The 20,778-nt window shown below is 47.4% G+C and carries 26 protein-coding genes; 4 read left to right on the forward strand and 22 right to left on the reverse strand.

Translation table 11 applies throughout. The annotated features are described in order from the left end of the window. Positions 1-65 precede the first annotated feature (65 nt). Both Q7P41_RS02475 and selD read left to right on the forward strand, forming a co-directional pair. On the forward strand, positions 66-845 hold the full coding sequence (locus Q7P41_RS02475; protein WP_303881869.1) for a biotin--[acetyl-CoA-carboxylase] ligase: 780 nt from the start codon (positions 66-68) through the stop codon (positions 843-845). Then, the gene (gene selD, locus Q7P41_RS02480) at positions 842-1,888 is read left to right on the forward strand and encodes a selenide, water dikinase SelD (protein WP_303881871.1); all 1,047 of its coding nucleotides are present in this window, start codon (positions 842-844) and stop codon (positions 1,886-1,888) included. The genes Q7P41_RS02475 and selD overlap by 4 nt, the downstream gene beginning before the upstream one ends. Here the strand turns inward: selD and Q7P41_RS02485 are convergent, their stop codons facing one another. From Q7P41_RS02485 to pyrR, 8 genes are all read right to left on the reverse strand, one after another. Then, positions 1,889-2,674, reverse strand: coding sequence for a hypothetical protein (locus Q7P41_RS02485; protein ID WP_303881872.1), 786 nt, complete (start codon positions 2,672-2,674; stop codon positions 1,889-1,891). It lies immediately after the preceding gene. Between the two features lie 107 nt (positions 2,675-2,781). Further along, positions 2,782-3,363, reverse strand: coding sequence for an orotate phosphoribosyltransferase (gene pyrE / locus Q7P41_RS02490; protein WP_303881873.1), 582 nt, complete (start codon positions 3,361-3,363; stop codon positions 2,782-2,784). Positions 3,364-3,365: 2 nt separating this feature from the next. Next, complete coding sequence (gene pyrF / locus Q7P41_RS02495) at positions 3,366-4,037, reverse strand: orotidine-5'-phosphate decarboxylase (RefSeq protein ID WP_303881936.1); 672 nt, start codon at positions 4,035-4,037, stop codon at positions 3,366-3,368. A gap of 5 nt (positions 4,038-4,042) precedes the next feature. Beyond that, on the reverse strand, positions 4,043-4,993 hold the full coding sequence (locus Q7P41_RS02500; protein WP_303881874.1) for a dihydroorotate dehydrogenase: 951 nt from the start codon (positions 4,991-4,993) through the stop codon (positions 4,043-4,045). Beyond that, positions 4,980-5,756 carry an FAD-binding oxidoreductase gene (locus Q7P41_RS02505; protein ID WP_303881875.1) on the reverse strand — a complete coding sequence of 259 codons (777 nt, stop codon included), beginning with the start codon at positions 5,754-5,756 and terminating at the stop codon, positions 4,980-4,982. The genes Q7P41_RS02500 and Q7P41_RS02505 overlap by 14 nt, the downstream gene beginning before the upstream one ends. Further along, a complete protein-coding gene (locus Q7P41_RS02510) occupies positions 5,746-7,059 on the reverse strand; it encodes a dihydroorotase (protein ID WP_303881877.1) in 1,314 nt (437 codons plus the stop codon). Before Q7P41_RS02510 ends, Q7P41_RS02505 begins: the two co-directional genes overlap by 11 nt. Next, positions 7,056-7,985, reverse strand: coding sequence for an aspartate carbamoyltransferase catalytic subunit (locus tag Q7P41_RS02515; protein WP_303881879.1), 930 nt, complete (start codon positions 7,983-7,985; stop codon positions 7,056-7,058). The genes Q7P41_RS02510 and Q7P41_RS02515 overlap by 4 nt, the downstream gene beginning before the upstream one ends. A gap of 16 nt (positions 7,986-8,001) precedes the next feature. Then, entirely contained in the window at positions 8,002-8,541 is a 540-nt protein-coding gene (gene pyrR / locus Q7P41_RS02520; protein ID WP_303881880.1) for a bifunctional pyr operon transcriptional regulator/uracil phosphoribosyltransferase PyrR, read from the reverse strand. A 47-nt stretch (positions 8,542-8,588) separates the two neighbouring features. On the opposite strand from pyrR, the gene Q7P41_RS02525 reads away from it, so the two are divergent. After that, the gene (locus Q7P41_RS02525) at positions 8,589-8,744 is read left to right on the forward strand and encodes a hypothetical protein (RefSeq protein WP_303881881.1); all 156 of its coding nucleotides are present in this window, start codon (positions 8,589-8,591) and stop codon (positions 8,742-8,744) included. A 157-nt stretch (positions 8,745-8,901) separates the two neighbouring features. Here the strand turns inward: Q7P41_RS02525 and fabF are convergent, their stop codons facing one another. The 11 genes from fabF to Q7P41_RS02580 all read right to left on the reverse strand — a co-directional run bounded on the left by fabF (position 8,902) and on the right by Q7P41_RS02580 (position 18,032). Further along, positions 8,902-10,140 carry a beta-ketoacyl-ACP synthase II gene (gene fabF / locus Q7P41_RS02530; RefSeq protein ID WP_303881882.1) on the reverse strand — a complete coding sequence of 413 codons (1,239 nt, stop codon included), beginning with the start codon at positions 10,138-10,140 and terminating at the stop codon, positions 8,902-8,904. A 72-nt stretch (positions 10,141-10,212) separates the two neighbouring features. After that, the gene (gene acpP, locus Q7P41_RS02535) at positions 10,213-10,464 is read right to left on the reverse strand and encodes an acyl carrier protein (RefSeq protein ID WP_303881884.1); all 252 of its coding nucleotides are present in this window, start codon (positions 10,462-10,464) and stop codon (positions 10,213-10,215) included. A 25-nt stretch (positions 10,465-10,489) separates the two neighbouring features. Next, on the reverse strand, positions 10,490-11,236 hold the full coding sequence (fabG, locus tag Q7P41_RS02540; protein WP_303881886.1) for a 3-oxoacyl-[acyl-carrier-protein] reductase: 747 nt from the start codon (positions 11,234-11,236) through the stop codon (positions 10,490-10,492). Then, the gene (fabD, locus tag Q7P41_RS02545; RefSeq protein WP_303881888.1) at positions 11,233-12,186 is read right to left on the reverse strand and encodes an ACP S-malonyltransferase; all 954 of its coding nucleotides are present in this window, start codon (positions 12,184-12,186) and stop codon (positions 11,233-11,235) included. The genes fabG and fabD overlap by 4 nt, the downstream gene beginning before the upstream one ends. Before the next feature lie 19 nt (positions 12,187-12,205). Next, complete coding sequence (gene fabK, locus Q7P41_RS02550; RefSeq protein ID WP_303881889.1) at positions 12,206-13,162, reverse strand: enoyl-[acyl-carrier-protein] reductase FabK; 957 nt, start codon at positions 13,160-13,162, stop codon at positions 12,206-12,208. An 11-nt stretch (positions 13,163-13,173) separates the two neighbouring features. Then, positions 13,174-14,172, reverse strand: coding sequence for a 3-oxoacyl-ACP synthase III family protein (locus Q7P41_RS02555; RefSeq protein ID WP_303881891.1), 999 nt, complete (start codon positions 14,170-14,172; stop codon positions 13,174-13,176). Position 14,173: 1 nt separating this feature from the next. Continuing rightward, entirely contained in the window at positions 14,174-15,175 is a 1,002-nt protein-coding gene (gene plsX, locus Q7P41_RS02560; RefSeq protein WP_303881893.1) for a phosphate acyltransferase PlsX, read from the reverse strand. A gap of 55 nt (positions 15,176-15,230) precedes the next feature. Beyond that, positions 15,231-15,797: a transcription factor FapR gene (gene fapR / locus Q7P41_RS02565; protein ID WP_303881894.1), complete on the reverse strand. Its 567-nt coding sequence runs from the start codon at positions 15,795-15,797 to the stop codon at positions 15,231-15,233. A 207-nt stretch (positions 15,798-16,004) separates the two neighbouring features. Beyond that, positions 16,005-16,202 (reverse strand): 50S ribosomal protein L32, encoded by a 198-nt coding sequence (rpmF, locus tag Q7P41_RS02570; RefSeq protein WP_303881895.1) that lies wholly within the window; start codon positions 16,200-16,202, stop codon positions 16,005-16,007. Continuing rightward, on the reverse strand, positions 16,159-16,785 hold the full coding sequence (locus Q7P41_RS02575) for a DUF177 domain-containing protein (RefSeq protein ID WP_303881896.1): 627 nt from the start codon (positions 16,783-16,785) through the stop codon (positions 16,159-16,161). The genes rpmF and Q7P41_RS02575 overlap by 44 nt, the downstream gene beginning before the upstream one ends. A 41-nt stretch (positions 16,786-16,826) precedes the next feature. Beyond that, on the reverse strand, positions 16,827-18,032 hold the full coding sequence (locus Q7P41_RS02580) for an acetate/propionate family kinase (RefSeq protein ID WP_303881897.1): 1,206 nt from the start codon (positions 18,030-18,032) through the stop codon (positions 16,827-16,829). A 48-nt stretch (positions 18,033-18,080) separates the two neighbouring features. On the opposite strand from Q7P41_RS02580, the gene Q7P41_RS02585 reads away from it, so the two are divergent. Beyond that, on the forward strand, positions 18,081-19,289 hold the full coding sequence (locus tag Q7P41_RS02585; protein ID WP_303881898.1) for a nucleotidyltransferase: 1,209 nt from the start codon (positions 18,081-18,083) through the stop codon (positions 19,287-19,289). On the opposite strand, the gene coaD is transcribed toward Q7P41_RS02585, so the two are convergent. From coaD to dut, 3 genes are read right to left on the reverse strand one after another with little or no spacing between them, the layout of a single operon-like run. Next, positions 19,282-19,773, reverse strand: a complete 492-nt coding sequence (coaD, locus tag Q7P41_RS02590; protein ID WP_303881899.1) for a pantetheine-phosphate adenylyltransferase — start codon at positions 19,771-19,773, stop codon at positions 19,282-19,284. The genes Q7P41_RS02585 and coaD overlap by 8 nt on opposite strands. 2 nt (positions 19,774-19,775) lie before the next feature. After that, a complete protein-coding gene (locus Q7P41_RS02595; RefSeq protein WP_303881901.1) occupies positions 19,776-20,282 on the reverse strand; it encodes an RsmD family RNA methyltransferase in 507 nt (168 codons plus the stop codon). A 41-nt stretch (positions 20,283-20,323) separates the two neighbouring features. Further along, positions 20,324-20,776: a dUTP diphosphatase gene (gene dut, locus Q7P41_RS02600; protein WP_303881902.1), complete on the reverse strand. Its 453-nt coding sequence runs from the start codon at positions 20,774-20,776 to the stop codon at positions 20,324-20,326. Positions 20,777-20,778 lie beyond the last annotated feature (2 nt).

Raw genomic sequence — 20,778 nt, forward strand, 5'->3', positions numbered from 1 at the left:
TGCACCTAAGGTAAAATTTATTATATCATCGACATAGATTTTAAAGAGCAGGAGTGTCATCGATAGTGAAAGAAATTAAGATAACCACAGAGGTCGGAAAGTTTTCGATCTTCAAGTTTAATTGCGTGGAATCAACACAAACTATGGCCAAAGAGCTTTACCGCCGATACAGCTACGATACCTTCGTAGTCTGGGCCGAAAGGCAGCTTGAGGGGAGGGGCAGAAGGGAAAGGCGTTGGCATTCGCCGAAAGGCGGATTGTATTTCTCGCTGTTTCAGAAAGACTTAGGAGATCTACGCTCTCCTCAGTTGGTAAGCTTGGCAGCAGGAATGGCGATTCGAAACGGGCTAAAGCAATTTTGTAACATATCTTGCGAACTAAAATGGCCAAATGATGTATTATACCAAGAAAGAAAGCTATGTGGTATATTGAGTGAATCAGCCATTTACGACCAAAAGATTCACTACGCGATAGTAGGCGTAGGCATAAATGTCAACACAGACATTTCCGAACTACCATGCGAGGTGAGGGATAAAGCTACATCCTTAAAGGATATAATTGGGCTAGAGTTAGACTTAAATGAACTGCTTTCAGTATCAGCAGAAGAAGTCTTCAAGTGGCTTTCGTTCTTGAAAACGGATAATGGTCAAAAGAAGGTCATCGAAAGTTATAAAAACCATTGCGTAACTTTGGGTTCGCAAGTGACCGTATATTTAGATAATGAGACAATAAGCGGTCTGGCGGTGGATATTACTGAAGAGGGCGCATTGCAAGTCCTTGCAGCAGGCGAAACTCTTTTGTTTGCCACCGGAGATGTAGTTCATATAAGAAGGGATGACATATGACAAAGTTTCGTTTGACTGAACTGGCTAAAACCAGTGGCTGAGCGGCTAAGCTGGGTCCGGCGGACCTTGATAAGCTGCTTAAAAGACTTACCCCGCAAGATCACCCAAGGTTGCTCTCCTCATGGAAAGGAGGAGAAGATGCGGCCCTTTGGGTGCTGACGGATGAGAGAGCCGCCATTTTAACGGTGGACATCATTACTCCCGTCGTCGACGACCCTTATATTTGGGGACAAATTGCAGCGGCCAACTCCCTGAGCGATGTCTTCGCCATGGGAGGAAGACCCCTGCTCACCTTAAACGTCGTTGGGTTTCCAATAAACTGCATGCCCCTGGAGGTGCTTTCATCAATTTTAGAAGGAAGTATGGAAAGGACGACAAGAGCGGGAGCAATCGTTGCAGGGGGTCACACGATAGAGGATGAGGAGCCTAAATTTGGGTTGGTGGTTTATGGCGAAGTCCCATTGACCGAGATATGGTATACAAAGGGGGCAAAGCCGGGTGATAAGATTATTCTGACTAAGCCATTGGGAACTGGCGCGCTCGTCGCGGCTTTTAAGGCAGCCATGCTGAGTGAGGAAGAAGAAGCGACCATGACCTCAGCCATGGTTCAATTAAACGATCTTCCTTTGCGACTGCCCAGGGAAATGCGCCTCCAAGTTCATGCTTGTACAGACGTCACGGGTTTTGGGTTGATGGGACACTTGTTAGATATGTTAGATGAAAATATAGACATCAAACTAAATGTAAAAAATATCCCCCTCTTAAAAGGAGCGTTAGAGAAGGTTTCCATGGGCCTGGTCCCCGCAGGCACTTATCGCAACAAGGCTTGCTACACAGAAGCGGGTAAAATAAAGGGCTTAGAATTGCTACATGAAGATCTTCAAGATATTTTATTCGACCCGCAAACATCGGGCGGATTGCTTTTGGCCTTTGACCCATCAACCGTAAGAAGAGCACTTGACCTGCTAAAGGAGGAAGGCTTTGAAGAAAGCAGACTCATAGCAGAGGTTGTGCAAGGTACGGGAAAGATAGAGATCGTATGACTATGGAACCGCTTTAAAACGATTCCATAGAGCCAAATAAAGATCATGCAGATAGGAAGTCCACATATCGTCAAGCTTTGGTGCCGGAAGCAGGATTCCACACGAAAGGTTAGAGACTTCATCTTTTATTATTTTGGGCGACCACGCATCGGCAACAACAAGGGTATTTTGTGATTTGGCTCTTTCCATGCACTTAACCAGCTCTTCGCTTCCCTCGCCCTTTTCCCACAGATCAAACCACTCTTGCGACGGCCTTTTTACCCTAGCGCTACTCGCCTTTAACAAAAATTCCATCCTACCTGATAAATCGAGCATGGAAACGCCCGATAAGATTTCTCTGCCTACGTTAACTACGCTGTCCAATCTGCTTTGAAATTCGGCCAACCGCCTTTGAAAGTAATCGTACATTGACGGGTCCAACTCCGTCAAAGCGATCAAAACGCGGCTTGCCATAAAAGACAACGAGGCAGGATCAAAAAAATACTTATCGAACTCCTCTCTTCCTTGGGGCAAAAATTCGTACAAGTACTTTACCTGGGATATACCTTTGGGAATTTTCTTTTCCTTAGGCGTCAAAGCAATGAGGATGGTATCTTTAGGAAAAGTCTTTGTGTGGACAACAAGCGTCCCATCCTCTGTCCAATCCAGGTAAGATAACACCTCCACAACGGGCCCGCCGATGAATCGGGTCAGTAATGCCACCTCGGGAGGCACCGCTATTATGGTAGCAACCTTTTTCTCAGCGGACAGGGCAATGTAAGGATAAAAACAAATTATTAAAAACACTAAAGAAATTAAAGCTCCCTTAATTTGGTGTCCTTTCGTCCTAAAGTTATTGCATCTTGTCACAAATCTCTTCTGTTTCATATCTTCCAAAGATTGGCCTGGCCTGATCAACGCTTTCTGCTGCCCGGTTTTACTAAGGGGTATCCCTTCTTACAAAATGGACATTCTTCCGGTTTATAGACGGGGAAGGTCTTCTTTGTTAGGCTCAAAAGCTCTACGGGCAATTGGACATCCTGTGTTGTTCTGTCCACTATACATCCTGAGGCCTCCCATTTTCCTCCTAAGATTTCCAGCACCTCGCCAACTTCCCTCACAGATCCTCCTGTCGTCACCACGTCTTCGATCACTGCGAACCTCATGCCTTCCGGCGCAGGAAACCTGCGCAACCTCATTTGTCCTTCCTCTCGTTCACAAAATATAAAAGGCACGCCTAAAGCTCTTGCTACTTCATGGCCTACTATTATGCCCCCTAAAGCCGGGCTCGCTATTATTTGCGGATCGAAGGGCTCGACTAATTTAGCCAATTTTTCTCCCACAAAAGCAGCATACCAAGGAAATCGCAGAAGCAAGGAACATTGCAAATAATATCCGCTATGTAGCCCCGAGGTGAGAAGGAAATGTCCCTCGAGCAAAGCCCCGCTGTCGTATAGCATCTTTTCCAATCTATCTTTTACTTCAGCGCCGCTCATTCTTAGCCAACCTCTTTTTTTATCCCAATCAAAGCTTCCAGCGGATCCGGTGCGGCAAGAACTGGCCTTCCTATGACTATGAAATCCGCTCCCCTTTCCTTGGCCTCAGCCGGCGTCATGACCCTTGCTTGATCATCGTAAGAAACGCCTTTAGGCCTTACTCCCGGAACCAAGGTCAGTAACCTCTTGGATGTACCTTTGACTGCGTCCAAATCCTTTGGGGAACAAACTACTCCATCTATACCCGCTTTCTCTGCCAACTTCGTCCTGGACTTTACGGCGTCTTCAAGCATGGACCCAGGGGCCAGTGATTTCCATTCCTCGTCATCAATACTGGTAAGCACGGTAACTCCAAAAATCTTCATCTCTGGGTTCGTCTCGTCGCGCATTTTCACTGCTTCCCGCAACATCCTCTCTCCTCCCGCGACATGAAGCGTAAGCCCAAATATTCCCATACCTGCAAGTGCAGAAACCGCTCCTCGAACGGTGTTTGGGATATCGTGCAACTTGACGTCCAAAAAGACGTTCCAACACTTCATCAGGGAAAATATAAACTCCTTACCTCCGAGATAAAGAAGTCGAGGCCCGATTTTAACGTATTTAAGCTCTGTTCCCAACAATTCTAAAATCTCATTGGCTGAAGTCAAATCTTCGGTATCTAAGGCTAGCACCACTTCGCTCAAAAACCTTCACTCCTTCCCTTTCCTATGATATCCCTTACAGAAGAAGCATTCCAATCCGTCAGCTTTCTTCTTACCTGATCGTGGATCTCGGCCATGCACAGCAAATCATGCAACAGCATGCTGCCCACCTCAACTGCAACAGCTCCAGCAAGCAACATGGCCAACGCGTCATTACCGCAACTAACCCCACCGCACCCTATTACTGGAATCGAAACTGCACCTGCCGCTTCATAAACACATTTAAGCGCTAAAGGAAACACAGCAGGCCCGGATAAACCTGCCACAACTCGCTCAAAAACGGGTTTCTTGCGATCCACATCAATCGCCATGCCCAGCCAGGTGTTGGCCACCACCAGGGCATCAGCGCCCATTTCCTGGGCAACCTTGGCAACGTCTACCAAGTTACTAACCTGTGGCGTCAGCTTCACCCAAAGTTCTCCTTCCCAAAGGGGCCTTGCCGCGCCAAGGACCTGAGCTATGCCCTCCTCGCTCACGCCCCAAGCCATGCCCCCAAAATCTACGTTAGGGCAGGAAACGTTAAGCTCTATCGCCGCGATATGCTCTTTTGCGGATTTAAGCAAGATAAGGCCTTCTTCAGCTTCCTCTAATGTCTCGATAGCCAAATTGACCACAACCGGAACCTGGTTTCCGGATATCTCGGGCAACTCTTCTGCAACAAAAGCTTCAATACCACTGTTTTGAAGGCCAATGCTGTTTAGTAAGCCCGAGGAAGTCTCCCATATCCTCGTTCCCTTGTTACCAGACCTGGGGTGACGCGTCAAGCCTTTGCTGCAGATCGCACCAACGCCATTGGTGTAAGGTTCTCTCCAAAATTTGGCCTCATGTGGCCAAACGCCCGAAGCTATTATCAAAGGGGAAGATAAAGTTAAATTTCCTACGGAAACGCTCATATCGGGCAACTTTTCCGAAAACTTAGAGAAGTTCATCTAAATAAACCTCCGACAGATCAAAAACCGGGCCATCGTGGCAAACTTTAAGCATTCCACTCCGCGTTGGAATTGCGCAAGAATGACATCCCCCAATGCCACAACCCATTCTGGATTCAAAGGACCCCAAGATACGTATCTTATCTTTAAATGCATCACATATCGCCTTAAGCATGGGGACGGGGCCGCAAGCCCATATTTCTTCAGCATACGCTTGTTCGCTTAAAAGGAAATCGACGGCCGTTCCCTTGACACCAAGCGATCCATCCTCGCAAGCTACCTCTGCACCGGAAACTTGGGATTTAATCCAATTTACTATATCTGTCCACCCTTTGTCCGGCACTCCAAAAATAAATCTTACGACAAACTTTGAATGCAACTTCCACGCATAAAGCAAGGGAGCTATGCCAATGCCTCCTGCAACCAGAACAACGCTGTCGCAGGAGGGGGTAAAACCCCTCCCTCCCAGCGGACCTCGCAATCGAAAGGAAACGCCAATATCACTTACCGATATATCCTTCGTTCCCCTACCAACTACTTTAACCAAAAAATCGACAGTTTTATCTGACTGATCGACAACAGCAAAGGGACGCAGTAAAAAGGGGTCTCTCTCCCACCGAGAAGGCCTGACCATAAAAAACTGTCCCGGCAATGAGTGAGGCAAGGTTTCTTCTACCTCAAAACGAAGTAAATGAACATCTTCTCCAACCCTGGCATTTTCAATTAAACGACCTTCTCTTTCAAGCCCACCGCTATACCTCATGACATACCTCTTGCCTTAGGCTATCATAAACTATCCTGCCGCCCAATAGGGTCATAACCGGCCAGCCTCTTAAGGTCAAGCCATCGTAAGGTGTTATCCGCGCTTTGCTGTTCCATTTTTCAGCATCCACTCTTTCCTCTTTTTCCAAATTGAGAACTGTTATATCTGCTCTTGAGCCGGGCTTTAGCGTTCTATCGATACCAATTATGCTGCCTGGTCCTGTCGTAAGAAGCTCGAGCAATTTTTTTAAGGAAAAGGGCTTTCCTCTTTTGTACCATAGATCTAACACCGCCGCCACCGCACATTCAAGCGAAGCTATGCCAAAGGACGCCTCCTCGAAGGGTAAATCTTTTTCGTCTACGTGATAGGGAGCATGATCGGTGGCTATAGCATCTATGGTTCCATCCCTTAAACCTTTGAAAAGGGCCTCTACGTCTTCCCTGGCCCTTAGGGGTGGGTTAACCTTGAAGGCGGACGAATAATATGATTTTATGATCATTTCTTCATCGAAAACCAGATGGTGTGGCGTGACGTCACAGGTCAAGGGCAACCCTTCCTGCTTGGCTCTTCTTATTGATTCCAGGGCCTCTTTAGTGCTTATATGAGTTAGATGAACGCGACCCATCGTTTCTCTGCACAGGGCAATTGCCCTTTCAACGCCTATGATTTCGGAGCTACGCGGTATGCCTTTTAGACCGCAAAGAGCGCTCGCTCTTCCCTCGTTCATATGCCCCCCTTCCGAAAGGGTCAGTTCTTCCGGATGTTCCATGAGCGGAATGCCAAGATCTCTCAAATAAAGAAGGGCAATTCGCATGACCTTTGCTAAAATGACAGGGGAGCCGTCATCGGTAAAAAGCACCGCCCCTTCATCCACCATGCCAATCATCTCAGTGATCATCTTTCCCTCTCTGTTTACAGTGACAGCCCCCGCGGGCAACACAATTGCCCCTTTGGCCTTTCTGCCCTTCTCGCGCACGTAGCGCACGCCTGAAGGGTCATCAATGGGAGGAGTGGTGTTTGGCATGGCAACTACGTGGGTAAACCCGCCTGCAGCTGCTGCCAGAGAACCGCTATCTATGTCTTCTCTCCACGTTTGACCGGGATCCCTTAGATGGACGTGAAGATCTATGAAGCCCGGACAGACAATGTGTCCCTCTAAATCATAAATATCGTCCTGAAAATTCGATTTTTTTCCCCTCGAAGGAGTTATTTCGACTACCTTGCCGCTTTCTACGCAGATGTCCCATTTCCCATCCCTCAAGTCCTTTCCGTCGTACAACGTAGCATTGCACAACCAGATCATCTGCCAGCACCTCCGGTCAAGTATAAAAAAAGCAGGGCCATCCTCACAGCTACACCGCTTTTAACCTGATTCAGCACCAAGCATCTCTCTCCGTCGGCAATGAAACTTTCTATCTCAACGCCCCTGTTCATGGGACCGGGGTGCATTACAATCGCTTGCTTATTCGCACAGGAAAGAACACTCGCAGTTATTCCCCATCGGCTGTGATATTCATCGATGCTTGGAAACAACCCTTCTTCCTGCCTTTCACGCTGAATCCTCAAAGCATAAACGATATCTGCCCCACTTGCGGCCTTTTTAGTGTCAGGTTCATACTCGGCTAGATCAAAGACGTGAAGCGGTATGAGAGACCTGGGACCAGATACCACCACATGCACGCCAACTTTTGTGAAGGCATGAATATTGCTACGTGCTACCCTGCTGTGAAGCACGTCGCCCACTATCGTCATTTTGCGCCCCTTTAAAGAGCCGAAGTGCTTCCAAGCCGTATAAAGATCTAGCAATGCCTGCGTGGGATGAGCTCTTGCACCATCTCCTGCATTTATGACACATGCTCCGTTGAGTTTTTTTATGAGATACTCAGGCGTGCCAACCTCCCGATTTCGAATGACAACGGCGTCTACTCCCATCGCTTCAATTGTCTTGGCCGTATCTTGCAAGCTCTCTCCTTTCGCAGTGCTAGAACCAGAAGATGACCAGTTTATCACATCAGCGCTCAAGTATTTTTCTGCCAACTCAAAGGAGGTTCGGGTTCTGGTGGATGGTTCGAAAAACAAATTTGCTATGACCTTCCCTCTTAATGCAGGGACCTTTTTTAGAGGCCTTTCCATGACCTCTTCCATGTGACGAGCTTCCTCTAAGACAGTATAAAAGTCATCGTCGCTAAAGACATCCACGTCAACGAGATGTCGATGTTTCCACGCCACATCAAACGCCTCCTCTCTATTCCTTGGCCACGATGACAATCTCGTCTTTGCCGTCAAGTTCCTTGACAAAGACCTCGATCGATTCGTCCCTGGACGTGGGAACAACCCTTCCCACTATATCGGGATGTATGGGAAGTTCCCTATGACCGCGGTCTATCAAAACCGCCAACAAAACCTTCCTTGGCCTACCCATATCCATCAATGCATCCAAGGCCGCTCTGACAGTCCTTCCCGTAAACAACACATCATCTACCAAGACAATATCCTTTCCCGTTATATCGACAGGAATCGAAGTGCTGTGGACCATGGGGTGGTCGGCCATTAATGAAAGGTCATCCCTGTAAAAGGTTATATCGAGTTCCCCGCACGGCAATTCGCCGTAACCTGATGATTTAAGCACATCTCTTATCCTATGCGAAAGGTGAACCCCCCTTCTTTGGATGCCTATCAATACAGCCCCTTTGGCACCACGAAGCTTCTCTAAAATTTCATGAGCTATCCTTCTTATCGTAAGATCCATTTCTTGCTCGTCCATCACAATTGCCTTGACTTTCATTTTGCTACCCTCCTTTCATTAAAAAAAGCTTCCATGAGGATAGCCTCATGGAAGCTACGTTTACTTTTTGCATGCCTTTTTTGCAGATCTTAGTTTTAATATTTTCCCTCGACATCATAGAAATCGATCTCTCCGCAAAAAGCCAAATGGCGATTTTAAAAGAGTATATCAAAAGCTTAAATTTTATGCAACCGGTTGCATAAAATTTAAGCAGGAATATCCCGACTTAATAAAATATAAAGGGAAGACCCCTTTGCATGCTCGCTCAAAACTGGGTCTCCCCCTTCGATTGCCCTATTGTTAAAGCCGGAAAAGAGCGTAAGGTTCTTCAAGACACCCGGCCAAATTTTAATCGTTTTTCTAGCTCTCATAACGTTGTAAAGCCAAAACCGCGTTATGTCCCCCAAAACCGAAGCTATTAGAAATAGCGCGATTGATCTTTTTATAAACCGGGGAACTGTCTACTACCCTGATGGGACATTCCTCGTCCAGTCTTTCAAGGTTAATGGTGGGGTGAACGACACCTCTTTCGAAAGCCAAAAGCAAGGCTATCAGCTCTAAAACACCGGCGGCCCCCAAGCCATGTCCTATCATGGACTTAGTAGAATGAACTAATATGTTATCGGTATGTTGCCCAAAAAGAGACCTGATGGCCTTGGCTTCCATGATGTCATTTAAAGGCGTAGATGTTCCGTGAGCGTTAATTAACTCCACGTCGGCAAAGTCCCAACCGGCCATGGAAATGGCCATCTTCATGGCCCTTACGGCTCCAACTCCTTCAGGATCCGGCGCTGTTATATGATAGGCATCCGTGGTGTTTCCATAACCAACAAGTTCAGCATATATTTTTGCGTTCCTTTTTTTTGCATGTTCAAGTTCTTCAAGCACGAGTACGCCGGCGCCCTCCCCCAAAACAAACCCATCGCGATCCACATCAAATGGACGAGAGGCATGTTCGGGGTCTTCGTTCCTGGACGAAAGGGCCTTCATGGCAGCAAAACCCGCCACTCCGACGGGTGTAATTGCGGCTTCGGAGCCGCCTGCCAAAATCACATCGGCTTCTCCGCGCTTTATAGCATACATCGCTTCTCCTACGGTATGGGTTGCTGTAGCACAAGCGGTGACAGCACAAAGGCTCGGGCCTTTAGCGTTATGCCTTATGGCGACATAAGCCGCGGACATGTTGCTTATCATCATGGGAATGAAAAAGGGGCTTACTTTATTCGGGCCTTTTTCTAACAACGTTTTAATACTTTGGAAGCTAGTGCCTATTCCACCTTCACCGCTTCCCAAATAGACCCCTACCTTGGTCGGATCTTCCTCGTTTAAATCCAATGCGCCATCTTCGACGGCCATATCGGATGCAGCAACAGCGAAATGAATGACTCTGTCTGTCCTTCGTATTTCCTTTTTGTCCAGCCATTGCCCTGGTTCAAAATCTTTAACCTCAGCAGCAATCCTCACCGGAAAATCAGAGGCATCGAAAAGCGTAATAAGCCCTACTCCGTTTTTCCCATCTTCCAAGGCCTTCCAATACACTTCTTTGCCAAGTCCGATGGGGCTAACGACGCCAATTCCTGTTATCACCACTCTTCTCAAAATGTTCACTCCTTCAGTATAGTGGAGTAAAGACTCTTAAAAAAGGGGGGAGATCCCCCCTACAAGAGTCCCCTATTCTTCCATGCCAAGCTTGGACTTAATATACTCCAATGCTCCTCCAACAGTTGTAAGTTTCTCAGCGTCCTCGTCGGGGATCTCAATGTCGAATTCCTCCTCGATGCCCATGATCAGCTCAACTATATCAAGCGAATCGGCACCAAGGTCCTCGACAAATGAGGCATCCGGGGTGATCTGATCCTCATCGACGTCCAGCCTATCAATAACTATCTGTTTAAGTTTGTCTTTTATTTCCTCTATTTGCATTATAGCTTCACCTCCTTCCCAAAAGTTACTGCATTACCATTCCGCCGTCTACTGCTATTACCTGACCGGTGATGTAGCTTGCTTCGTCTGACGCTAAAAAAGCCACTAAGTTTGCAATATCCTCAGGCTTGCCGGCACGCTTTAGGGGTACCTGGCGCAGGAATTCTTCTCTGTATCGATCACCCAACTGCCTGGTCATATCGGTCTCTATGAAACCAGGTGCAACAACGTTGGCCGTTATCCCTTTGGCCCCGTATTCTCTGGCGACGCTTTTAGCAAACCCTATAAGGCCGGCCTTTGCAGCCGCATAGTTGGATTGTCCCGCATTTCCAATTAGACCAACGACGGAGCTGATACATATAACCCTCCCCCATTTAGCCCTCGTCATATCGCGAATCGCTTCTCGCGTGCAATAAAAAGCAGATGAAAGGTCAGATTTTAAAACGTCTTCCCATTCATCGTCTTTCATCCTCAGCAAGATATTGTCTCTGACCACGCCGGCATTATTCACCAAAACGGAAAGGGAACCTAATTTATTTCGTATTGCATCTAACATATTTTTGACATCTTCTGCATTCCCGACGTCGGCGACGAATACATCAGCCTCAGCGCCCTGCCGCTTGATCTCGGCAGCAACTTCTTGGGCTTGTTCTACTGAGGTCCTGCAATTTAAAGCTACTGTGTAACCCAAGCTTCCCATTTTAAGCGCTATGGCACGACCTATGCCCCTGCTAGCACCTGTCACTAAGACCACCTTAGAAACCGAAGTCATTCTACTTTAGCACCCCCTATAAAATCAAGGGCTTCTTTTAGTTTATCGGAACAATCCAAAGAATACACCTTCGCGTCTTTGATAGTTTTTTTGATTAATCCTGCCAACACGTTCCCAGGCCCGATCTCAAGAAAGGCGTCAACGCTCGAGGCTTTCATAAAAACAACCGATTGAGTCCACAGCACCGGATTATAACTTTGAAGAAGCAGGGCATTCTGTATTTCCTCAACGCTTTCAAGAGGTTTGGCATTCACGTTTGCCACTACGGGCCACTTTGGCCTACGCCACTCACAACTCTTAAAAGCTTCAGCCAGACCTTCCGCAACCGGTCGCATTAAACTGGAATGAAAAGGGGCACTTACATTGAGCATCAAAGCCCTTCTTGCACCTCTTTCCTTTGCGAGCTCCGCAACGCGCTTTACAGCTTCTGCGTGACCCGAGACCACAATCTGTTGTGGCGAGTTGTAATTCACCGGTTCACAAATACATTCAGCAGTCGAAACAAACTGACACAGCTCTTCTACAGCCTCTTTATCTAGGCCGATAATAGCTGCCATGGCACCGACGCCAAGAGGAACGGCCTGCTGCATCAGCTTCCCGCGGATGTTTACTAGCCTGACCCCATCTTCAAGCTTCAACGCTTCAGAAGCCACCAGCGCCGTATACTCCCCCAGGCTGTGACCCGCCACAAAGGAAGGGCCTAAATCTTCGGACATCGCTTTTAGCGCTTCAAAGGCAGCAATTGAGACGGTCAGAATAGCGGGTTGAGCGTACTCTGTCTTCGTCAACTCCTCCTCGGGTCCCTCAAAAATAATCTTGCTCAAAGGAAACCCGAGCGCTTCATCAACACGCAAAAATACATCCCTTGAAACGGAGAATTCGTCATAGAAGTCCTTTCCCATGCCTACTTCTTGAACTCCCTGACCGGGGAAAACAAATGCATAGGTCAATTGACTTCACCTCTATTCGTCACTTTTCATTTAATAAATAAGACTGCATCTGGCGGAGAACCCTTTCGGCATCGCTAAAAAGATCCTTTATTATCTCGGCCGCAGGCTGAATTTTTTTGACCATGCCAGCCGATTGGCCCGCCATGACAGATCCCCATTCAATGTCGCCTTCAATTACTGCTGCTCTTAGCCTGCCAGTCCCCAATGCCTCTAGCTCTTCTATAGAAGCGCCTTTGCTCTCGAGTTCATCGAATTTCTTCGTAAGCTTGTTCTTTATGCACCTGACGGGATGACCCGTAGTTCGTCCCGTTATGACCGTGGATCTATCTGTGGCTTTGATGATGGCCTCCTTGTAAGCTTCATGCGCCGGACTTTCAGTGGCACAAACAAAACGCGTACCGACCTGCACGCCCTCAGCTCCAAGCGCGAAGGCGGCAATGACACCTCTTCCGTCCGCTACCCCTCCGGCTGCTATGACTGGTATATCAACGGCATCGACGACTTGCGGAACTAAGACCATGGTAGTGATCTCTCCTACATGTCCGCCTGCTTCTATGCCTTCGGCGATGACGGCGTCAGCTCCCTGTCTTTCGACCCTTCTTGCGTGAGCAACGGACGCTATGACCGGAATTACGATGGTTCCCAAGGGTTTCAGCCTATCTATCACCTTCCCCGGACTGCCAGCTCCGGTAGTCACGATGGGAACGCGATTTTCGGCGACCACCTCTATCGCTGCTTCTGCCGTGGGAGACATTAGCATTATGTTTACTGCAAAGGGTTTGTTCGTCATCCTCCTGACCCGTTTTATCTCGGCATCCAATAGTTCCGGAGGCATGCTCCCGGCCGCTACAACTCCAAGGCCGCCACCATTGCTGACAGCAGCAGCCAGGTTGGCGTTTGCAACCCACGCCATCCCTCCCTGCGTTATAGGATACTCTATGCCAAGTAAATCTTGAACTCTAGTCCTCTTCAACATGGCCAACCACCTCATATCTCCATCAAAGTGGCTCCGTAAGTCATCCCTGATCCAAAGCTCACGAAAATGACTTTGTCGCCCTTTTTCACCTTTCCATCAACCAATGCTTCATGAAATGCCAAAAAAACTGAAGCCGCAGAGGTATTTCCATATTTATCTACGTTCAGTATTGCCCTTTCCACAGGAACCTCCAGACGCCTTAAAACACTTTCTATAATCCTATAGTTTGCTTGGTGAAAGATCCACCAAGTTACGTCATCAAGTGAAAGATCCGATTCCTCACAAAACTGCTCGAGAAAAAGAGGCAACACTTTGTTTACGAATTTAAAAACCTCACTTCCCTTCATGTGGATAGTATGAAGTTTCTTTTGAATCATCTCCACCGAAGCCGGACACTCTACTAAACCACCAGGGAGAATGATCAGGTCGCTTTTGGTGCCATCGCTTTTAAGAGAAGTAGATATTACATTATTCTTGCCGTCAGGACTTACCCCCAATACCATCGCGCCCGCACCATCGCCAAACAAGACGCAAGTAGCCCTGTCTTCCCAATTAAGCAACTTGGTCAAGACTTCGGCTCCAATCACCAGTACCTTGTCCCAAATAGATGACGCGATGCCAGCTGCCGCAAAGGACAGGGCGTAAACGCTGCTAGTACAACCCGATTGTATGTCGCTCGCCCCGGCATTTATTGCCTCCAACCTCCCCTGTACCTTGGCAGCCACAGAGGGAAATATGGTATCAGGCGTATTAGTGGCAACAATGACCATGTCAATTTCCTCAGGGCTCGTGGAAGCCGACTTTAAGGCCTCAACCGCGGCTAAATAAGCCAGGTCGCTCGTAACCTGATCTTCTGCAGCAATCCTTCGTTCAACTATGCCAGTGCGAGTGCGAATCCACTCATCGCTGGTGTCAACCATCTTTTCGAGATCGTAGTTAGTTAGAACTTTTTCGGGAACGTAAATACCGCTACCCAAAAGGGACACCGGCCTTCCCTTAAAAATAGTCACATTATATCCCTCCTCGATCTAAGCCATCTCTGATCAAATCGACGCCACGATGCACTACGAAATCCCTGGCAACTTTTAAAGCACTATCAATTGCTTTGGCCTTGGACCTTCCATGTGCCTTTATGACCACTCCATTTACTCCAAGGAGGGGTGTCCCTCCGTACTTTTCGTAGTCGAACCGCCCCCAAAGTTCCTTAAGCATGGGCAGAAAAAAGAGAAACCCAACCTTGGGCAGGATTCTTTGTTCCATCTCATCCTTTAAAAGCTTATAAAGTGCGTCACCAATGCCTTCCACGAACTTGAGCAAGACGTTTCCGGTGAATCCATCGCAGACGACCACATCCGCCACACCGAGGGGTATATCTTTTCCTTCGATGTATCCCATAAAGTCAATGTCCGCTTTGGCAAGCATATTTCTTGCCTCACACACAACCTCGTCTCCTTTGATTTCTTCCTCACCGTTGGAAAGTAAGGCAACGCTAGGAGACTTCACGCCCAAGGTATTTCTCATATAGATCTCGCCCATGATGGCAAATTGGTATAAATTGATGGGTTTGCACCGGATAGTAGCGCCTACATCGATAAGAAGCGTAATCCTGTTGGGAAGGGGTATGGGCACGCCCAATCCGGGCCTATCTATGCCCGGTATCCGGCCCAGGATCAAAACGCCTCCCGCCACGACGGCTCCCGTGTTTCCCGCTGATATGCATCCCTGCGCATCACCGCTCTTTACCATCTCCATGGCCATCCTGATGCTCGCTTTTTTCTTTTTCCTAAAAGCAACCATTGGGGATTCGTTCATGGCTATATATTCGTCAGTATGCACTACATGAATTCTTTTTGAAACAAAGGGCTCCGCGCCCTCTATTGCCTTTTCTATAAGACTGCCATTTCCAACCAGGATCACTTCCAGATCGGGATACTTAGAGCAGGCCACCATCGCCCCCAGGCATATCTCGCCGGGAGCGAAATCTCCTCCCATGGCATCCAAAGCTAAGATCAAAGCAATTCACCTCTATCAGCTGTACTCTCCGCACTAGGTTTCTTTTTACCCTCTTTTAGGGAAAACTTTCAAGGGCAACAACTATAAATCTGCCAACAAAAATTTCTTTGCCTTCTACTTTAGTCCTGACGCTCACAACATATTTGTTCTGTTTGTGTGTGCCAACCTTGGCTCTTGCCACTAATACATCTCCCACGTGTGCAGGGATCTTATACCTAATGTGTGCAGAGGCAGTGATGACGTAATCAGCTTCTATCACGGCTACAGCTAAGGACGTTGCTTGAGCATAAATGTGATGGTCTGCAACAAGATCGGTATGACGAAACGCCATATCCTTAGCGGTTTTAAGCACTGACAAAGCCCATTTGTTCGGCTGAAGCTCAAGCAGTTCTCCCACAACTTCCTCATATCTCAGGGAACGCAGGTGACTGGTCGCCTCTTCGGCCATCCTTCTCATTCTCTCTCTAAGCTCAGGTATCCCCAGAAGGGTCCTATCCAACCGAATGGTGCTTAAAGACACGCTCAACGCCTTCGCCAAGTCTTCATCGGTAAGCAGGGGATTCTCACCTAAGAGCTTCAGCATCTTTTGATGTCGACGCTTCCTATTATTCGAAGTTGACACATAATCAACCTCCAAATATTATCACCTGGTCTTAATAACAGGTATTATTGGCAAGTATATGCCAACCTTTCGAAGCGGTCAAGACATACTCAAAAAAACCATGTAAAAACTTATCAACTTTTCCCCAAAGTATCATTGAAAATCACTTAAAAACAAACTAACAGGGGAAAACTAGTTTTCCCCTGTTAGTTTGTCAGCAATAGGCTCTTACTTTTCTTCTTTTCCGGCAAGTCTTCCTACAGGACGACCTCGATAGTACCCACATTCGGGGCATGCCCTATAAGTCATCACAACTTCAGAGCAATGAGGACATGTAGTGAGCTCGGACCCTTTTAATCTTTTAATCCACTGGGCATGTCGCCTAGCGGCCCTTGCGTGAGAGACCCTTCTTTTTGGAACGGCCATGACTTTTCTTCCCCCTTTCCGAATCGCCTAACATCGCCATCGCTTTCTTTAACACTTCCAAGCGAGGATCAACCTCCATGGAAGCACAACTACAGGATTCCTCGTTTAAGTCCCTGCCGCAATGGGGACACAAACCCCGACAATTCGGCGAGCACAAAGCAATCGACGGCAAAGACAAGATAATACTTTCCCATAATTGAGGTGCTAAGTCAAGACTAGTGGGCCAAAAATCCATATGGACCATGGACATCTCTTCTTTCGACAACTGATGATCGGGCTCTAAGTTCGGAGGTCGCAAAGTGTAGATGTAATTGTATTGTCCCGAAATATCGAGCAAAACAGGCTTAAGACACCTAGCACAGGCAACCTCAACCTTAAAAGAAAGGCCCATATCGAGCTTTAGGTCCTCGTTGGCCCAATAGGCACATATCTCAAAATCTAAAGGAAATTTCAGAAGATATTCCTGTCCCCAGTAATCGACGATGCCATCAGGACGCCTGAACGAACAAGAGGCGTTGTAAATTTCTTCTTTTTTCACTTCTTCAAGGTTCAAGAGGTAATGCAAATCGAACCTATGATACAAAATACCTTGCCCCCTAAGAAAAATTTATATGTTATCCTAAGCTAACTTTGGCTGACCAACTGATAAGTGTCTTTGGCGATCACCAGCTCTTCGTTGGTCGGAACCACCAGCACCTTCACGGACGAATCGTCTTTACTGATATCTCCTTCTTTGCCACCCGTCATCTCATCGTTTTTACCTGGATCGCAATGCACTCCCAAAAAACCGAGATAATCGCAGACCTTGTTCCTTATAAGGGCGCTATTTTCCCCTATTCCTGCAGTAAATACGATCGCATCCAACCCCTTCATCGCCGCCGCGTAAGCACCGATGAACTTTGCAATGCCATAAGCCAATATCTCCACGACCAAAGTAGCCCGTTCATTTCCTTTTTCCATGGCTTCCTCTATATCACGCAGATCGCTGCTTATGCCAGTTAAGCCCCAAAAGCCGCTTTCCTTATGCAAAACGTGGCTCATCTGGGCAGGATTTAACCCTTCCTGTTCCATAATATGAAGTATAAGCGTTGGATCAACATTGCCACTCCTAGTGCCCATTATGACGCCTGGAACAGTGCCAAAACCCAAGGAAGTGTCGACGGAGACGCCACCATCAACGGCTGTTATCGAGCTTCCGTTCCCCAAATGACAGGTAACGATTTTGAGGTCTTCTATTGGCTTTTCTAAAAGCTGTGCAGCCCTATGAGCTACATAATAATGGCTAGTGCCGTGAAATCCGTATCTACGCCCCTTATAGGTCGTATAATATCGATAGGGGAGGCCATATATATAAGCCTTAGGCGGCATTGTCTGGTGAAAGGCAGTATCGAAGACGGCAATCTGCGGCAAATCAGGGAGAAGTTCTTTCATCGCCCTTATACCCATGAGGTTCGCCGGATTATGTAAGGGGGCAAGGGGAACGCATTCTTCTATGGCTTCAATTACCTCGTCATCTATGACCACTGAAGAAGCGAACTTTTCTCCGCCGTGAACGACCCTATGCCCTGCCGCGGCCAATTCGCTCAAATTTTCTAAGACTCCATTGTTCTCGTCTAAAAGTAGATCGACGACGTATTTAAGGGCAACTTTGTGATTTGCGATATCGACGTCCTTTACAACGGCATTTGATCCCACTTTAGTGTGCTTGATCCTCGAGCCCTCGATGCCAATCCTTTCGACCAAGCCCTTTGCCGTCACCATCTCTTTAGGCATATCGAATAACTGATATTTCAGCGAAGAACTACCGCAATTAAGCACCAAAATTTTCACTTTACAGAACCCCCCTAAAAAATTATTAATGATAAAGAGGTCGATTCGATGAAAGAAACCGTTTTAGGGATAATAGCCGAATACAACCCCTTCCATAATGGACATCTCTACCACATAAACAAAGCCCTGGAGATCACTAAGGCAAGCTGCGTCGTCGTTTCACTCTCGTCCAATTTTGTCCAGAGAGGAAAGCCCTCCATAGTGGACAAATGGGAGCGCGCAAAGATGGCTTTGACGCAGGGCGCAAACCTGGTAATAGAAATTCCCTCGGCCTTCTCATGCCACAACGCAGGCATCTTTTGTTCTGCCGGAGTCGATCTGCTTGCCGGCACGGGCATGGTCACGCATATCTCCTTTGGAATGGAAGAAACGTACTTCCATTCACTTAAAGGAACCATCGATATATTAATCGAGGAACCCCTTTCTTTCAAGAAAAAACTTCGTAATTACCTAAATAAGGGCTACTCCTTCGCAGAAGCTCGCTCGCGAGCCTTGGACGAACTTATACCGGGTGCAGGAAGGCTGCTTTCATGCTCAAACAACATCTTGGCCGTAGGTTATATGATGAGGATCGCCCAAAAAAAGTATCCCTTGATTCCCGTACCCATAAAAAGGATAGGCAAAGGATATCTGGACGAGGCATTGTCAGATATAGCAAGCGCGACAGCGATAAGGGAAGCGATCAGAGCAAAAGACATCGAAGAGATCCTTCCTTTCGTTCCCAGTGAGACCTTTTCGATCTTGAAAAAGGCCATGAAAGAAGGAAGATGCGCCATAAACGACGACTTGCTATTTAAGGTAGTGGTGACCTCCTGCCTGAGGGACTCACCGGGCAAGCTCGCAAATTATGCGGAAGTTAGTGAGGGCATCGAAAATAGGATCATTAAGGCCGCCAAGGAGGCACGTAACTGGCAAGAACTGATCGACATGATAGCTACCAAAAGATATCCAAAGTCTCGGGTACAACGCCACTTAATGCATATTTTGCTTTCCTATGATCACTGGACCAACAAGGCGGTTCAAAGGCTATCCGTCCCCTACATTCGAATTTTAGGCTTCGACGATAAAGGGCGTACGCTTCTAAAAAAAATGAAAACCGAAGCTAAACTCCCGGTCTTGAGTAGATTCAAAACCCTACCGTCACCTTACGGCGAAACCATAATGGCTTTAGAGTATAGGGCCTCGGAACTTTGGGAAATCCTTTGTTCAAATCCTCAAAGAAGAAAGGAAATCCGCCAAAAGCCCGTCGTCACATGAGATCTTTTGGGGGAAACCTTTCCCTTAGCCTCCTATACACCCCTGGAGGTACCATTCCCTGGATTGAGCCTCCGAACTGAAAGACCTCCTTTACGGCACTGCTTGAAAGGTAGGAATATTGAGCATCCGTCACGATGAATATTGTCTCAATCTCGGGTGCCAGCTCACGGTTCATGAGGGCCATCTGGAATTCGTATTCAAAATCGGACAACGCCCTCATTCCCCTCACGATAACACGGCAACGTTCCCGCCTCATAAAGTCCACCAAAAGGCCTTCAAAGCTTTTGACCCTAACGTTGGAGACATGGCTCAAAGCCTCACGAGCCATGGTTTTTCTCTCTTCAACGGTAAATGTAGATCTCTTTTGAGGATTAATCAATACGGCCAATATTAACTCGTCAAACAATGCGGCCGCCCTTTCAGCGACATATAAGTGTCCGTTGGTGATGGGATCAAAAGAACCGGGATAAACGGCTTTGAGCAAGACTATTCCACCTCCGCTCGGGGTCCTAAATCCAACTTAAATAAGGACAATACCGTATCTCCATAAGATCTTTCCTTAAGCAGCTTCCAGGCCTTGCAATGCAAGGGCAATTTTTCCCTCCTTGATCGCTCAAACACCAACAACGCATCGTGCATCAAAAGAGCTTCATATTTGGCTAAAAGCAACAGCAGTCTTTTTATCCAACCATGTTCGTAAGGTGGGTCGGCGAAGATTAAAGAAAATTTATATCCTCGCTTTGAAAGGCTCGGCAAGGCTCGCCTCACGTCCATGCAGAAAACCTCAAAGCTCTCTTTGTCCTCAGCCAATCTTCGCAGTTTGGTACATAACATGCGGTCGCTTTCGACTGCCACGACAGGCCTTGCGCCCCTTTTCCACGCCTCTTCAGCAATTTGCCCGCTGCCTGAAAAAAGATCCAAAAAGGCTTTTCCTTCTACATCACCTATTATGTTAAAAAGGGCCAAAAGAACCTTGTTAGAAGTCTTTCTCAAAGTGTTTTGATCTCCCTAACAATTTGCAAGGGTTGACCTTCTTATTTAAGACCCGTACTGCCAAAACCTCCGGCACCTCGACTCGTTTCGCTTAGATCACCAACTTCTTCGAATTCAGCCCTCGAAACGGCCGAGACCACCAATTGCGCGATGCGATCGCCCGCCTTGACCTCGAAGGGTTTTTTGCCCAAGTTTATCAAGATCACGCCTACCTCTCCTCTGTAGTCGGCATCGATGGTACCGGGAGCGTTCAATACGGTTACGCCGTGTTTTAAGGCAAGACCGCTGCGAGGTCTTATCTGGGCCTCGAAGCCAGAAGGAATTTCAAGGTAAAGCCCTGTCCCCACGATAGCCCAACAGCCGGGCTCGAGACGTTTTTCCTCGGCTGCCCTCAAGTCAACTCCGGAAGATGAAGGAGTCATATAAGCAGGAATGTCAAATTCTAAGGCATTGCCCTTTCTGAGGATTTTCACCTTTACTTGATTAACTTTCATGG

This window comes from Acetomicrobium mobile (assembly GCF_937920065.1).